The sequence below is a fragment of the Enterococcus sp. CR-Ec1 genome (assembly GCF_002850555.1).
Classification (GTDB): domain Bacteria; phylum Bacillota; class Bacilli; order Lactobacillales; family Enterococcaceae; genus Enterococcus_D; species Enterococcus_D entomosocium.
This window is the reverse complement of sequence record NZ_CP025223.1, coordinates 1-16293: the sequence shown is the minus strand read 5'-3', so window position 1 is coordinate 16293 and position 16293 is coordinate 1. Positions and strand designations below refer to the sequence as shown.

14 protein-coding genes are annotated in these 16293 nt (G+C 43.7%); all 14 read right to left on the bottom strand.

What is annotated here, in order from left to right:
* Positions 1-18 precede the first annotated feature (18 nt).
* The 14 genes from CXM95_RS00070 to dnaA all read right to left on the bottom strand — a co-directional run bounded on the left by CXM95_RS00070 (position 19) and on the right by dnaA (position 16293).
* Positions 19-894, bottom strand: coding sequence for a DegV family protein (locus tag CXM95_RS00070; protein WP_101698722.1), 876 nt, complete (start codon positions 892-894; stop codon positions 19-21).
* 140 nt (positions 895-1034) lie between these two features.
* The gene (locus CXM95_RS00065; protein WP_101698721.1) at positions 1035-2327 is read right to left on the bottom strand and encodes an adenylosuccinate synthase; all 1293 of its coding nucleotides are present in this window, start codon (positions 2325-2327) and stop codon (positions 1035-1037) included.
* A gap of 247 nt (positions 2328-2574) precedes the next feature.
* Entirely contained in the window at positions 2575-3945 is a 1371-nt protein-coding gene (gene dnaB, locus CXM95_RS00060) for a replicative DNA helicase (RefSeq protein ID WP_005226374.1), read from the bottom strand.
* A 108-nt stretch (positions 3946-4053) separates the two neighbouring features.
* Positions 4054-4506 carry a 50S ribosomal protein L9 gene (gene rplI / locus CXM95_RS00055; protein ID WP_101698720.1) on the bottom strand — a complete coding sequence of 151 codons (453 nt, stop codon included), beginning with the start codon at positions 4504-4506 and terminating at the stop codon, positions 4054-4056.
* Positions 4507-4521: 15 nt separating this feature from the next.
* Positions 4522-5970 (bottom strand): DHH family phosphoesterase, encoded by a 1449-nt coding sequence (locus tag CXM95_RS00050; RefSeq protein WP_005232918.1) that lies wholly within the window; start codon positions 5968-5970, stop codon positions 4522-4524.
* 239 nt (positions 5971-6209) lie between these two features.
* Entirely contained in the window at positions 6210-6446 is a 237-nt protein-coding gene (gene rpsR, locus CXM95_RS00045; protein ID WP_005226367.1) for a 30S ribosomal protein S18, read from the bottom strand.
* A 23-nt stretch (positions 6447-6469) separates the two neighbouring features.
* Complete coding sequence (gene ssb / locus CXM95_RS00040; protein ID WP_005232920.1) at positions 6470-6994, bottom strand: single-stranded DNA-binding protein; 525 nt, start codon at positions 6992-6994, stop codon at positions 6470-6472.
* 43 nt (positions 6995-7037) lie between these two features.
* Positions 7038-7337 carry a 30S ribosomal protein S6 gene (rpsF, locus tag CXM95_RS00035; protein WP_005226363.1) on the bottom strand — a complete coding sequence of 100 codons (300 nt, stop codon included), beginning with the start codon at positions 7335-7337 and terminating at the stop codon, positions 7038-7040.
* Between the two features lie 263 nt (positions 7338-7600).
* Positions 7601-10126, bottom strand: coding sequence for a DNA gyrase subunit A (gene gyrA / locus CXM95_RS00030; protein WP_086372482.1), 2526 nt, complete (start codon positions 10124-10126; stop codon positions 7601-7603).
* 23 nt (positions 10127-10149) lie between these two features.
* Positions 10150-12099, bottom strand: a complete 1950-nt coding sequence (gene gyrB, locus CXM95_RS00025) for a DNA topoisomerase (ATP-hydrolyzing) subunit B (RefSeq protein WP_005232922.1) — start codon at positions 12097-12099, stop codon at positions 10150-10152.
* Positions 12100-12104: 5 nt separating this feature from the next.
* Complete coding sequence (gene recF / locus CXM95_RS00020) at positions 12105-13217, bottom strand: DNA replication/repair protein RecF (protein WP_005232923.1); 1113 nt, start codon at positions 13215-13217, stop codon at positions 12105-12107.
* On the bottom strand, positions 13204-13443 hold the full coding sequence (gene yaaA / locus CXM95_RS00015) for a S4 domain-containing protein YaaA (protein ID WP_008376781.1): 240 nt from the start codon (positions 13441-13443) through the stop codon (positions 13204-13206). Before yaaA ends, recF begins: the two co-directional genes overlap by 14 nt.
* A 222-nt stretch (positions 13444-13665) precedes the next feature.
* A complete protein-coding gene (gene dnaN, locus CXM95_RS00010) occupies positions 13666-14796 on the bottom strand; it encodes a DNA polymerase III subunit beta (RefSeq protein WP_005226354.1) in 1131 nt (376 codons plus the stop codon).
* 159 nt (positions 14797-14955) lie between these two features.
* Positions 14956-16293 carry a chromosomal replication initiator protein DnaA gene (gene dnaA / locus CXM95_RS00005; protein ID WP_005232925.1) on the bottom strand — a complete coding sequence of 446 codons (1338 nt, stop codon included), beginning with the start codon at positions 16291-16293 and terminating at the stop codon, positions 14956-14958.

Genomic DNA, 16293 nt, shown 5'->3' with positions numbered 1-16293 from the left:
TCGGGCATGTTGGGCAGGTTACGCTTGTTCTAAACGGGCTTTGCCGAATGAAAACAGCGCCAAGCAGCCGTAGCCGGTATGACTGGAGATCGTTGGACCTAATGGATAATGATGAATAATAATGTCAGGAACTTTTTCGGTCAAACGCTTGATGACTTTCTCCGCTGCTTCGGCATCGCCAGCATTGGCAAAATAAACCGTATTGGTTTTTGATTCGTGAAGATTGGCGATGGTTTGATCCACGATTTTTTGGATCGCTTTGTTGCGTCCCCGCACTCGATCAACACTGCGTAATTTTCCCGCGGTATCTACGGTAATGATTGGTTTCACATTCAACAATCCACCGATCGCTGCGGCTGTTTTAGAGATTCTGCCGCCGCGTTCCAATTGTTTTAAATCATCGACGGTGACCCATGAATCTAAACGCAGTTTATTTTCTTCTACCCATTGGCTGACTTCCAGCAACGAACGCCCTTGGGCTTTTTGTTGAGCTGCTTCAGCCACTAAGAAGCCTTCGCCTAAACTAGCAGAGCGCGTATCGATCAAGGTGATCGCGACTTCGTTGTATTCTTCTTTTAGTAAGGCTACGGCTTGGACGGCACTTTGGAATGAGCCGCTCATTCCTGAAGAAAAACCTAAATAAAGGATCGGTGTGCCCGCTTCGACATATGGCCGAAAATATTCCATATAACGTCCGACATTGATTTGAGAAGTCGTCGGTTGCGCATGCTCTTTTAGTTTTCCTAAAAACCATTCCGTATCAAATTCTTTGCCCATATCATCGATATATTCTTTGCCATCTAATTCAATCAGCATTGGAATATAGGCGACATCTAGCTCCGCTAATCTTGCTGCTGGTAAATCACAGCAGGAATCTGTCATGATTTGAAACATGGTTTCACCCCTCTCGTTACCCCCTATTATAGCAAAAAAAGAACAAGACAGAAGAAATTCTCATCAAAAGCAGCCAAACTTATCGTTGACCGCTTCTGACACAGAAGTTCTTTGTCTTGTTCTGATGCTTTCGCGTCAGGTTAAATTTGCGCCCAAACACTTTCTAAGATGTTGGTTTGGCTGCGGTCTGGCCCTACCGAGAAGGTCGAAATGCGGACACCGACTAATTCAGAGATGCGGTGAACGTAATTGCGTGCATTTTCTGGCAGATCTGCCAATGTTTTGCAGCCAGTAATGTCTTCAGACCAGCCAGGAAGTTCTTCGTAGACTGGTTTGCAGCGGTTCAACTCTTTCAAGCTTGCTGGATAATGATAGATCAATTCGCCGTCTAGTTCATAAGCGGTACAGATTTTCACGGTTTCTAAACCGCTCAAGACATCGATCGAGTTAAGGGATAGGTTCGTGATCCCTGAGACCCGTTTTGAATGGCGCATCACGACGGTATCAAACCAGCCCACACGACGAGGTCGTCCTGTCGTTGTCCCGTATTCACGACCGATCTTACGAATTTGTTCACCTGTTTCATCAAACAGTTCCGTTGGGAATGGACCATCTCCTACCCGAGAGGTGTAGGCTTTGCAGACACCAACGACTTTGTTGATTTTTGAAGGGCCCACACCACTACCGATGGTGACACCTCCAGCAACGGGGTTGGATGACGTTACGAAAGGATAGGTTCCTTGGTCGATATCCAGCATCACGCCTTGTGCCCCTTCAAATAAAACTCGTCTGCCTTCATCTAAGGCATCGTTAAGGATCACCGAAGTATCCGTCACATATTTTTTGATTTGTTGGCCATATTCGTAATACTCTTCAAAAATATCTTCAAAGGCGATTGGCTCTGCATCAAACATTTTCACGAATTGACGATTTTTTTCTTCTAAGTTGATACGCAGACGTTCTTCAAAAATTTCTTTGTCTAAAAGATCAGCGATCCGAATGCCGACTCTGGCTGCTTTATCCATATAGGCTGGTCCGATCCCTTTGATTGTCGTACCGATCTTGTTGTCACCTTTGGCATCTTCTTGCAGCTGATCCAAATGGATATGGTAAGGTAAAATAACATGTGCACGATCAGAGATCTTCAAGTTTTCTGTTATTATATTGTTTTCTTTCAAGTATGCTAATTCTTTAACTAATGATTTCGGGTTCACAACGACCCCGTTTCCAATGACACTGATTTTATCTGCATAAAAGATCCCTGAAGGAATCAAATGCAGTTTATAGGTCACACCGTCAAATTTAATCGTATGGCCGGCATTGTCTCCACCTTGATAACGTGCAATGACTTCCGCGTTTTCACTCAAAAAGTCCGTAATCTTTCCTTTACCTTCATCGCCCCATTGTGTACCTACTACTACTACAGATGACATATAATGACCTCTTTCTTTAATTAGTGCATTCCTTAAGTATTGTAACAAGATTCGCAAGCTCTTTCAATCTAAAATCGAATAATCGTTTTAAATTCTCATTTTTCAGGGGTAAAAAACGAACTATTTTCTTTGGAATAATTATTTATACACGTAAAAACGAATAAAGTCGACACATAAAAAAAGCCCTACTACCATCAGCGCAATGCAGACGGCAGCAGGAGCCATTGTTTTTCAAATAATTGGTGTCTTACCCGAACTCTTCTCGCGGCGAGACCGAGGAGAATTTATTGTATTCTTTGATGAATAGAAGTTCGACCGTCCCCCGGGCACCACTCCGGTTTTTTTCAATAATGACTTCGATCACATTGTTGTTTTGTTGTTCTTCTGGTTCATCGTCATCGTCGCCTTCACTGCGGTAGTAGTCATCTCGGTACAAGAAAGCAACGATATCGGCATCCTGCTCGATCGATCCTGATTCCCGAATATCACTTAAAACAGGACGCTTGTCTTGTCGTTGTTCCACACCCCGAGAAAGCTGAGACAGTGCAATCACCGGCACTTTCAATTCCTTCGCCAGTTTCTTTAATTGGCGAGAGATCTCAGAGACTTCTTGTTGGCGGTTTTCGCGACCCGTTCCTTCAATCAGCTGCAAATAGTCGATCAAAATCAAGCCGAGATTGCCTTTTTCTTGCGCCAGTTTCCGACAACGCGCCCGGATCTCAGAGATCTTGATCCCGGGGGTATCATCGATATAGATATTGGCGTTAGAAAGACTGCCCATGGCAACGATCAAATTCCGCCATTCTTCTTCTGAGAGCTGCCCCGTCCGCAAGTGACTGGCCTCAATCGAGCCTTCCGCACAAAGCATCCGGTTGACCAATGATTCAGCCCCCATTTCCAGACTAAAGATCGCTACGGAACGATCGGTTTTCGTTCCGACATTTTGCGCGATATTCAAGGCAAACGCGGTTTTCCCTACCGCGGGGCGGGCAGCGAGAATAATCAGCTCTTCTTTTTGCAGCCCCGCCGTCATTTTGTCTAAAGCCGCATAACCCGTAGGTAATCCGGTGATTTCTTCGTTGTTTTGCGCCAACTGATCGATCGTTTCGATCGTCCGATTCAAGACTTCCGCTATCGATTGGAAGCCATTGCTGTTGCGCTTTTCGGATACTTCTAAAATACTTTTTTCTGCTTGATCAATGATCGATTGTACATCTTCATCTTGTTCAAAGCCTTTGGTTACGATACGGCTCGCTGTTTGGATTAGATTGCGCAGCGTGGCTTTGTCGTCAACGATCTTCGCATAATAAGCAATACTTGCTGCTGATGGTGAAGCTTGACTCAGTTCAGTCAGATACGTCAGGCCGCCAACATCTTCAAGACTGTTGCTTTTTTCAATTTCTGCTTTCAACGTAATCAAGTCGATCGATTCACTACGGTCGTTCAACTGGATCATTGCTTGAAAAATTATTTGATGGCTGCGGCGATAAAAATCTTCTGGGGCGATTACTTCCATTGCATCGATGATCGCATCGGCATCTAAAAAGACTGCCCCTAGGACCGCTTGTTCCGCTTCAATATCTTGTGGGGGAACTTGATTTTGCCAAACTTCATTCATGCCATTCGCTCCTTCGTCCATTCATTCTACAAGATTCCCATCCAAAGTACAAGATTGCTTGGACGTTTGCCGAAAAAAACCCCAACATGTGACTGTTGGGAGTAATGCTTATTCTTGAATGGTATGAACATTGATCGTTGCTGTTACTTGTGGGTGCAATTTTACAGGTACTTGCGTAAACCCTAATGCACGAATCGGCTGATCCAATTCGATTTTGCGTTTGTCGATCTTAATTTTGTATTGCTTGTTCAAGGCATCGGCAATTTGTTTTGATGGGATCGAACCGAACAAGCGGCCATCTTCCCCTGCTTTGGCATTGATCTTCACGACGGTTTCTTCTTTTTCAAGAAGTACTTTTAACTCTTTCGCTTCTGCTAAGACTTCCGCATCTTGTTTTTCTTTGGCTTTTTGTTTGCCTTTTAATTCTGCCATGCTTTCATTGTTGGCAGGTTTGGCTAAGTTGTTTTTGATCAGGAAGTTTTGTGCGTAGCCATTAGGGACTTCCTTGATATCGCCTTTTTTGCCTTTGCCTTTGACATCTTGTAAGAAAATAACTTTCATCTTGGTCACTCCTTGTTATTGTTCATTTTTCGTTAATTCCGCTCGCAACTGGTTTTCTACATCGCCAATGCTGCTGTTTTTTATTTGCGTGGCTGCGTTGGTAAAATGTCCGCCGCCGCCTAATGCCTCCATCAAGGTTTGTACATTGACTTTTCCGGTACTTCTAGCACTAATACCGATCAAATCTCCTGGCTGTTTCGTAATGACAAACGCGGCATGGATCCCATTGATCGATAGCAGAGTATCGGCCGCTTTTGCAACGGTGACACTATCGTACACCCGATCTTCATCCGCTGCAGCAATCACGATATCTTCTCGGAAATGCTGGCTGCGAGAAACCAGTTCACTGATCATCAAATAGGAATCTAAATCCGTACTCAACATGTATTGAACCAATGACGTATCTGCGCCTTGATTTTTCAAATAGCCAGCAATATCAAAGGTCCGACCAGTGGTTCGCACCGTGAAGTTCTTCGTATCCACGTAAATTCCCGCTAATAAAGAAGTCGTAATAAATTTAGGGACTTGCGATCTGCGAGAAGCGCGATACTGGATCAATTCTGCTACCAGTTCCGATGCTGAAGACGCGGAAGATTCAATATACGTCAATAATGGCTTATCGGGAAACTCATCCCCGCGACGATGGTGATCGATCACTGCGATTTTGTCAAATTCATCATAGACCGCTTGCGAGATCGACATCGACGGCTTATGGTAATCTACCATCACTAAGACACTTTCTTCATTTGATAAATTGACTGCTTCTTCCCCAGTGATCACAAATCGTTCCAGCTCGGGGTATTTTTTCAATTCTTCCAATGCCCGCTGAATGTCGGCGGTGATCTCTTTCGGATTTAAAATGATGTAGCATTCTTTGTCGCTCATCATCGCCATGTAAGCCACCCCAAAAGCCGAACCTAAAGCATCCATGTCCGGGTAACGATGTCCCATGATAAAGATCCGCTGGTTTTCAGCAAAAATCTTTCTCAACGCCGTACTCATGGCACGAGAACGAACACGCGTTCTCTTCGGCGTACCATCCGTATTACCGCCAAAGAATTGCGGTTTTGCTTCTTCTTTGGCTTCTTTTAAAACGACTTGATCGCCGCCACGAACTAACGCAATGTCGAGATTGTTTTGTGCCACTTCACCAATCTCTTCAAAAGACTCTTCCCCATAGGAAATTCCCATACTGATCGTTAATGCCAGATCATTTTTTTCCGCAACTTGCCGTACTCTAGTCAAAAATTGGAATTTTTCTTCCTTCATCCGCTCAATATCTGAATACTTCGCGACGAAAAGAAACCGCTCGGAATTGATTCGTTTGTAAAAAACATGATTCTCACTTGCCCAATCAGAAATCAGTGTCGTGATCAGCGAGTTCAAATAAGAAACTTGTTTGTCGTCTTTTTTCTCAATCAAATCATCGTAATTATCAATTGAAATCAACCCAATTGCTGCCATCTTTTTTACCCCTCAATGTATCATCCCATTTTTTTGAAGCTTTGTTCCTTATTTTACCACAAAACAATCAAATAGGCGATTGATGCAAAAAGTTCCACGTGAAACTTTTTTGGTGAGATAATCATGGGAAAATTTCTGTCACTTGTTATTTTATCTGTATATAAAATAACAAGTATTTCTTCAGTAGATAAAAAAATTGACAAGCTTCAAAAGAAACTTGTCAATGAAAATCATTCGATTTATTCTTCGCCTACGAATGGAAGTAATCCCATAATACGCGCACGTTTGATTGCAATGGTAAGTTTGCGTTGGTTTTTCGCACCAGTACCAGTTACACGACGTGGTAAAATTTTACCGCGTTCTGAAATGAAACGTTTTAGTAATTCAATATCTTTATAATCGATATGTTCAATATGGTTTGCAGCAATGTAGTCTACTTTACGACGTTTGCGTCCGCCTCTTCTTTGTTGTGCCATCCTATTTCCCTCCTATCAATTTCTTAGAATGGTAAATCATCGTCTGAAATGTCGATTGATGAGTTTCCGAATGGATCGGAGTTGTCTCGATCAAAATTAGGCATTCCTGATGGTTGAGAGGATTGAGTTTGATTTGAGTTATTGTTACCAAATCCAGAAGAACTATTTGAGTTATACGTATTGCTGCTGCCAGATCCGCTATCAGTTGTGCGTCTTTGCTCGGAAGCATTTCGCGATTCTAATAATTGGAAGTTGTCAGCAACGACTTCTGTTACATAAACACGTTGGCCTTGTTGGTTGTCGTATGAACGGGTTTGAATACGTCCAGTAACCCCTAGTAAAGTTCCTTTGCGTGCATAGTTTGCTAATGTTTCCGCTGGTTTTCTCCAAATAACACAGTTGATGAAATCAGCTTCGCGCTCTCCACTTTGGTTGGTAAAATTGCGATTTACCGCCAAGGTAAAGGTTGCGACACCAGTGCCATTAGAAGTGTAACGTAAATCAGGATCTTTGGTTAGTCTTCCTACTAGTACAACATTATTAATCAAAGTTCATCATCTCCTCATCGCTTTTGTTTCATGTGAAACAATATTATGCTTCTTCTTTGACAATCATGTGACGGATAATGTCATCATTGATTTTCGCAAGACGGTCAAACTCGTTGATTGCACTTGCAGTTGTTGAAGAAGAAACTTTAACGATGTGATAGATACCCTCACGGAATCCATCCATTTCATACGCTAGACGGCGTTTTTGCCAATCTTTTGATTCGATAACTTCAGCGCCGTTATCAGTTAAGATTGAGTCAAAACGAGCGATCAATGCGGCTTTTGCTTCTTCATCAATGTTTGGACGAATGATATATAAGATCTCATATTTCGTGTTTTCCATTGATTTTTCACCTCCCTGTGGACTTTGGCCCCTAGTTTTCTAGGAGCAGAGAGAGTGGTCTAATTAGACTACTCACAAATAATTATTATACACTTTTTTCGTCCCTACTGCAAGCTATTTTTTTTCGTCCCTGCATCTACCCATCACTGCAAACAATCGCTTACACTGATAAATACGTCAGCTGCTGCCGATTTTTTGAAAAAGAGTAAAAAGACAGCAAGCTGCATGTTCGCAGGTTGCTGTCTTCCTAGAAAACGTATTGCTTATTCTTGTGTATCCGTAGTGTCTTCCGTTGTTTCTTCCACAACTGGCACGTCTTGTCCCGCTGTTTCTTCAGCAGTCGCTAGTTCTTCTTCGACTTCTGGTTCAACCGTTGCCATCGTCACTACTTTGGCATTGTTTTCCATCTTCATCAAACGAACCCCTAAGGTTGCCCGACCAGTTTGGGAAACAGTCGCTACATTGAAACGAATCAAGACGCCTTTATCGGTGATCACCATGATGTCTTCTTCACCGCTGACCGTCGTCAAGCCGGCTAATGGACCGTTTTTCGCCGTAATGTTGGCTGTTTTGATCCCTTTTCCGCCACGACCTTTGATTGGGTATTCAGAGCCTTTGGTACGCTTGCCATAGCCGTTCTCAGTGATGACCAAGACTTCACTGTCTTCTGTGATCACTGCAGCGCCTACCACGTAGTCTCCGTCCCTTAGACGAATGCCTCGCACACCAGCAGCTGTTCGGCCCATATCCCGAACAAGGGCTTCTTTGAAAGTCACAGAGTAGCCATCGTGGGTGCCGATGATCACGACATCTTCGCCATGGGTTTCGATCACGTTAACCAACTCATCATTTTCCCGAAGACCGATCGCAATCAGACCATTGGCACGGATATTTGAAAAGGCCGTCACTGAGGTCCGTTTGACCACACCTAGACGCGTCGTGAAGAACAAGTAGCGTCCTTCTTGAGGCCCACCTGAAGCCGAAATGATCGCTTCGATCCGTTCGCTAGAATCGATCCCTAGCAGATTGATCACAGGGATACCTTTGGCTGCCCGACCATACTCAGGAATTTCATAACCTTTGGCTTTGTAAACTTTCCCTTTATTGGTGAAGAACAGTAATGTGTCGTGAGTCGAACAAGAAATCAACGTCTTCACGAAGTCTTCATCGTGGATCCCCATTCCTTGAACGCCACGTCCGCCGCGACGTTGTGCACGGAATTCAGACTTAGCTACTCGTTTGATGTATCCATTGTTCGTCAAAGTAATGACGATTTCTTCTTCTTCGATCAAGTCTTCATCTTCAAGACTTAAGACTTCCCCAACCAATAATTCAGTCCGGCGATCATCGCCAAAGCGTTGGCCTAATTCTTGCAACTCCGTTTGGATGATCTCTAGGACTCGTTGTGGATTTGCTAAAATGTCTGTCAAATCAGCGATAAATTCTAACAAACCTTGGTACTCGTTTTCGATCTTGTCGCGTTCCAAACCAGTCAAGCGACGCAAACGCATATCTAAAATTGCTTGCGCTTGGCGATCGGACAATTTGAAGCGCTCCATCATGCTATTTTTTGCTTCATCATCAGAATTTGATGCCCGGATCAAAGCAATGATCTCATCGATATGATCCAATGCGATCCGTAACCCTTCTAAGATGTGGGCACGGGCTTCTGCTTTGTTTTTATCAAACTGTGTCCGACGAGTTACCACTTCTTGTTGATGCTCGATGTAATTTTCTAAAATTCGTTTCAAACTCAAAATCTTCGGCACGCCTTTTTCAATGGCTAACATATTAAAGCCAAAAGAAGATTGCAGTGCAGTCATTTTGTAGAGATTGTTTAAGATCACCGACGCACTGACGTCGCGACGAACGTCGATCACGATCCGCATGCCTTCACGAGACGATTCATCCCGCAGATCGGTGATTCCTTCGATCCGTTTGTCACGGTGCAGCTCAGAGATCCGCTCGATCAACTTCGCTTTATTGACCATATACGGCAATTCAGTCACTAAGATCCGTTCTTTACCGTTGGGCATTTCAGTCACTTCGACTTTTCCGCGAACAGTGATCGAACCTTTCCCTGTTTCATAGGCACGGCGAATACCGGATTTTCCCATGACGATCCCGCCGGTTGGGAAATCTGGTCCCGGCAGGACTTCCATCAATTCACTTGTCGTGACTTCTGGATTTTCCATCAATAGATCGATGGCTGCAATAACTTCATTCAAGTTATGAGGCGGGATATTGGTCGCCATCCCAACAGCGATCCCCGTCGTCCCGTTGACCAAAAGGTTCGGGAAGCGTGCTGGTAATACCGCTGGTTCTCGTTCTGTATCATCATAATTGCTTTGGAAATCAACAGTATCTTTGTTGATGTCCCGCAGCATCTCCATCGCCAGTTTGCTCATGCGGGCTTCGGTATACCGCATCGCAGCGGCACCGTCACCATCGACTGAACCAAAGTTTCCGTGGCCATCGACTAACATGTAGCGATAGCTGAAGGGCTGTGCCATCCGCACCATTGATTCATAGATCGCACTGTCACCATGGGGATGGTATTTCCCCATGACATCGCCGACGATCCGGGCTGATTTTTTATGGGGCTTGTCTGGTGTGACCCCTAATTCATTCATTCCATATAAAATTCGGCGGTGAACCGGCTTTAAGCCATCCCGCACATCTGGTAAAGCCCTAGCAACAATTACACTCATTGCATAATCGATAAAGGACTCGCGCATTTCACTGGTCAGATTGACGTCATGAATATTTTGTTTTGCTTCTTCACTCAAGCTGTTTCCTCCTCTACGATTGGCTAGATGTCAAGATTTTTCACGTAGTGCGCGTTTTCTTCGATAAAGGCCCGTCTTGGTTCGACGCGATCCCCCATCAGCATTTCAAAAATTTGATCGGCTTCAATGGCATCATCTACGCTGACCCGCAGCATCATCCGATTGTCAGGATCCATCGTGGTTTCCCATAACTGGTGGTCATCCATTTCCCCTAGACCTTTGTATCGTTGAACTGTTGGTTTTGGTGTCGCAGGTAGTGATTCAATCGTATTTTTCAAATCTTGTTCGGCATTCTTGCCGGGTTGGATATAATGGATATTTTTCCCTTGTTTGACACCGTACAATGGCGGTTGTGCGATATAGACATAACCGGCTTCAACGATGGGACGCATATAACGATAGAACAGCGTCAAGAGTAGGGTCCGGATATGGGCACCATCGACATCGGCATCGGTCATGATGACTAGCTTGTGGTAACGGGCTTTTGCTACATCAAAATCAGCACCAAACCCGGTACCCATTGCTGTAAACAGCGAACGGATTTCTTCGTTTGCTAAGATTTTGTCCATGCTGGCTTTTTCGACATTCAAGATCTTTCCACGGATCGGTAAGATCGCTTGGAATTCCCGACTGCGGCCTTGTTTTGCTGAACCGCCGGCAGAATCTCCTTCGACGATAAACAATTCGCATTTTTCTGGATCATTACTGGAACAGTCGGCTAATTTCCCAGGTAAGTTACTGATTTCTAATGCACCTTTTCTGCGAGTCATTTCCCGGGCACGTTTGGCTGCTTGACGGGCTTTTGATGCCAAAAGTCCTTTTTCCACGACTTGACGACCCACATTCGGGTTTTCCATCAAGAATTTCGTGAAATGTTCGGAAAAGAGACGATCAGTGACTGTCCGCACTTCGGAATTTCCTAATTTGGTTTTCGTTTGTCCCTCAAACTGAGGATCTGGATGCTTGATGGAGATAACCGCCGTCAATCCTTCCCGAACATCTTCTCCGGTCAGGTTTTCGTCGTTTTCTTTCATCAATTTTGACTTGCGGGCGTAATCATTGATCACCCGGGTCAAGGCAGTCTTAAACCCGAATTCATGGGTTCCACCTTCATAGGTATGGATGTTGTTGGCAAAACTTAGCAGGTTGCTATGGTAGCTATCGGTATATTGCATGGAGACTTCAACCGTGATTCCTTGTTGTTCTCCTTCTAAATAGATCGGATCTGGGAAAATCACTGTTTTACTCGCATTCAAATGCTCCACATAGCTCTTGATCCCGCCGTCGTAATGATATTCTTTCAAAACGGGTTTTTCTTCCCGTTTGTCTTCGATCGAGATTTTTAAACCACGGTTCAAGAAGGCTAATTCCCGAACCCGCGTCGCTAATTTATCAAAATTGAATTCCGTTGTTTCCGTAAAGATCTCTGGATCTGGAACAAAGTGGACGGTCGTTCCGTGGCGGTCGGTTTCATCGATCACTTTTAAGTCATCAACGACTGCTCCACGATGGTATTCTTGATAATACACTTTGCCTTCTTTATAGACTTTTACGTCTAAAGTCGTGGACAACGCATTAACGACGGAGGAACCTACCCCGTGTAGTCCACCAGATACTTTGTAGCCGCCGCCGCCAAATTTCCCGCCGGCATGCAGGATCGTAAAGACGGTTTCTACCGCTGGACGGCCTGTCTTGGCTTGGATATCAACGGGGATCCCCCGCCCGTCATCGACGACCGTAATACTATTATCTGGTTCAATGATCACTTGAATACTTGAGGCAAAGCCTGCTAGTGCTTCATCGATCGAGTTATCGACGATTTCCCATACTAAGTGGTGCAAACCTTCTGAACTGGTAGAACCAATGTACATCCCAGGTCGTTTGCGGACGGCTTCTAGTCCTTCCAGCACTTGGATCTGACTGGCATCATAGGCTTTCGCACGTTCAACTAAGCTTTTTTCTTCTTCTGTCATTCAGTCTATTCTCCTTTAATATGTCCTTGCTCTACATAAAAAATCTCTGCTTCCACAGACATTTTGTCTTTCACATGTTCTAATGTCGTCGTTGTCAGAAAGGTCTGAACTTTTCCTTCAATGGTTTCCAATAAATGCAGTTGTCGGGAATCATCCAGCTCACTCATGACGTCATCTAATAAAAGGACGGGATATTCCCCTGTTTCTTCTTTCATCAAATCGATTTCTGCCAATTTGACACTTAGGGCCGTTGTTCGCTGCTGTCCTTGCGAACCAAAGGTCTGAACATTTTTCTCATTGATCAAAAAATCCAGATCGTCTCGATGAGGGCCTGCCAACGTGACTTGTCGAAATCGTTCACGGTCTTTGACTTGTGCCAAGGCTTTGACAAATTGCTGTTGGATCTCCTCCAGCGAGGTCGCCTCACCGGGCACATTTGATAAATAGTCGATCTGCAAGGTTTCTTTTCCTTGGCTGATCTTTTGGTGCAGCTGATTTGCCCAATACGCCAAGCGCTGAACAAACCGTTGTCTGGCTAAAATGATTTTACTGCCGAAAGCCACCAGCTGTTCCGTCAAAACATCTAAATAGATCTCATCGGTCTGTTTTTTTTCATTCAGCTGTTTTAAATATTGATTGCGCTGTTTCAAAACGGATTGGTATTGAACGAGATCATAGAGATAAATTGGATCGATCTGCCCAATTTCCATATCGAGAAATTTGCGGCGGACTTGGGGACTTCCTTTTACAAGGGAGAGGTCTTCTGGAGCAAATAAAATGACATTCAGCTGCCCTATGTAACTACTGAGCTTTTTTTGCTCAATGTGGTTTACTTTCGTTTTTCGTCCTTTTTTTGACAAAAACAGTTCTAACGGGATCGTTGAGCGTCCCCGACTGACACTGCCAGAGATCCGCGCACCTTCCGTGTCCCAACGGATAAGTTCTTGCTCGCTGGAGGTGCGGTGACTTTTGGTCATCGCCAATACATAGATACTTTCTAAAATATTGGTTTTTCCTTGCGCATTTTCGCCTAAAAAAATGACCAGACCTTTCTCAAAAGTCAGTGTCAGCGAATCATAGTTCCGATAATTGCTTAAATGCAACTCATTCAGCCGCATCTGCGTCTTCCTTCTTCACCATAAAAAAAGTACCTTCATCAGGTAACTCAACACGCATTCCCGCATACAATTTGCGCCCTCGTCGATTTTCCGGCTCGCCGTCGACAAAAACGGTGTGCTCTGCAAGGTACCATTTCGCTTGGCCGCCGCTGCTGATCACACTGACTTCTTTGAGCATTTGTCCAAGTGTCATATATTCCGTTTCTAACGGTATTTGCATTTTCATAATTCCCCTCAATTCTATCAAAGAGCGTTTAGCTCTATTATACTCTTTTTTTGCCAAGAAAACAAATTCATCGGCATATTTTTCATTCTCAGAAGACTTACTGCTTTTAGACAAAAAAGAAGCCAAAATAGAAAAAAGGGCTTAAAAACGATTTTAAGCCCTTTTAACTCATTTATTCATTTTCAGATGATTGTTTCAACTTTTTTCAAAAGACATGAAAAACTAGTTGGTGCGCACCGGTGTGATCAGCTGGATAAAGCTGCCTTTGCTCTCTGTTGGCTCCAACGTAAAGGGACGGATCGCTGAGATAAAGCGGATCACGATGCTGGTGTCACCAAATGCTCGTAGTGCAGCTTTCATATAATCAGGATTGAAAGAGATCTCTAATGGGTCGCCGGTCACTTTTTCAAAAGAAAGGTCTTCTTCCACTTTCCCGATTTCTGGTGAGTTTCCATATAAGACAACAGCTTCCTCGGAGATTGCCAAACGAACGATGTTGTTACGGCCTTCATGGGAAAGCAATGACGCCCGTTCGATAGCCTGTAACAATTCTGGCACAGAAAATTCAATTTCAGTATTGAAGCTTGAAGGGATCAGACGGTTGGTATCTGGGTAAGTTCCTTCCAATAAACGAGAATAGAATTTCATAGTTTTCGTTTGGAACAATACTTGGTTATCCATAATGCTGATTTGGATTGCTTCTTCTTCATCTGTTAAGGAACGAGAAAGTTCCGTTAGGCTTTTGCCGGGAATCACGATATTGAAGGCTGTTTCCCCGCTTTCCAAGGGAATCACCCGTTGACTCAAACGGTGTGAGTCCGTCGCAACAGCTAATAATTTTTGATTTTCTAAGACAAAGTGGACCCCAGTTAAGATTGGACGGCTTTCGTGTTGCGAAACCGCAAAGACCGTTTCACTAACAACTTTATTCAACACGTGCGCTGGAATCTCGATCGAATCTTGACTTTCGACAACTGGTAAATGTGGATAACTATCGGCATCCAAGCCGTTGACGGTAAAGTTAGCTTTTCCAGAAGTGATCGCTACTTGATTATTGTCTAAAACTTCTAACGTTAAGGTACTTTCAGGCAAACGACGAACGATTTCGCTGAAGAAACGTGCTTGTAAAACGATTGCTCCTGTTTTTTCGATTTGCATTTGCGCTTTTTCGTTTTCCACACTTAAAAAAGTTTCAATGGAAATATCGGCATTGCTCCCAGTCATGGTTAATCCTTTTTCTGAAAGGGACAATTTTACTCCGGTTAAGATCGGGATGGTGGTTTTGGTTGAAATCGCCCGTTGGACAGTTTGTAATTCTTGCATGAACTCTGTTCGGTTTAAAGTTAGCTTCATAGCGATACTCCTTTAATTTATAGTTATTAAATAAAAGTAATAGTAGTAATAGGCTTGTTAGTAATGTGGATAACTCGAGAAAAGAGTGATTAGACTAACGAAAATGCCTGTGAATAACTTGTGGACAACTTTTTTGGTTCTTCTTTTCTTATCCACAGATCAGCTGAAGAGAATTTGTTTGATTTCAGCGATCTCATTTTTGATCGTGGGATCTGTTTCGACTAAATGCTGAATTTTTTCATGGGCATGAATGACCGTGGTATGGTCTTTGCCACCAAATTCGCCGCCGATTTTTGGTAAAGAACTATCGGTCAATTCTCGAGAGAGATACATCGCGATCTGCCGTGGGACAACGATGCCTTTGACCCGTTTTTTCCCTTTTAGATCATTGACATGAATGTGATAGTATTTTGCGACTTCTTCTTGGATCTGCAAAATCGAAACTTGGGTCGAGCCATGGCTTGATTTCAAGGCTTTGATGGCTTCAGCTGCCAAGCTCGTTGTAATGTCTGAGTTTTGCATCGTAGCAAAAGCTTGCACCCGCACGAGTGCTCCTTCAAGTTCCCGGATATTTGAATCGATCTGTCCAGCGATATAACTTAACGTATCGTCGGGGATCTCCAAGCGTTCGGCTTCGGCTTTTTTCCTCAAAATCGCAGTCCGCGTCTCTAGATCCGGCGGGGTGATATCAACGGACAAGCCCCAAGCAAAACGGGAAACCAAACGTTCTGGTAAAGTCGGGATCTCATTTGGCAAACGATCACTTGTGAGGACGATCTGTTTATTATTGCGATACAGTTCTTCGAAGGTATTAAAGAATTCTTCTTGGGTTCCTTCTTTATTGACTAAGAATTGAATATCATCCACTAGCAAAAGATCAACATTGCGGTATTCGTTTCGAAAATCTTCCATTTTGTTCTTTTGAATAGAAGTAATGAAATCATTGGTGAAATTTTCACTACTAACATACTTGATTTTGGCATTGGGACGTTTCAGCAACATTTGATGACCGATCGCATGCATCAAGTGGGTTTTCCCTAAACCAACGCCACCATAGAAGAACAGCGGATTATAAATAGACCCAGGATCTTCTGCAACAACTAAAGCAGCAGCATGGGCCATCTGATTGCCTTTCCCGATGACAAAGGTATCAAATGTGTATTTTTCATTTAAGATTGATTTCGGCGGCCGCTCGTTTTCTTTTGCAGCTGTTTGAATAGTAGAAGGGGCTGTTTTTAAAGCTTCTGCTTCTTCGACAGTCACAAAACTAGGAATCAATTCTTCACCAGTTTTCATAAATCCCATTTCAACAATTTTGGCAGCTAGATTTTTTTCCCAATAAGATTTATGAAGATCGCTGGGTACTTCGATCAGCAGCTGATTTTTTTCAAACGACAAGACATTGGCAGTCTCGATCCAAGCACTATAACTGGCCGGATTCAGCTCTTCTTTAAAGGAACGTTGAAGATCTTGCCAAATAGAATCAGCAGATGGCAT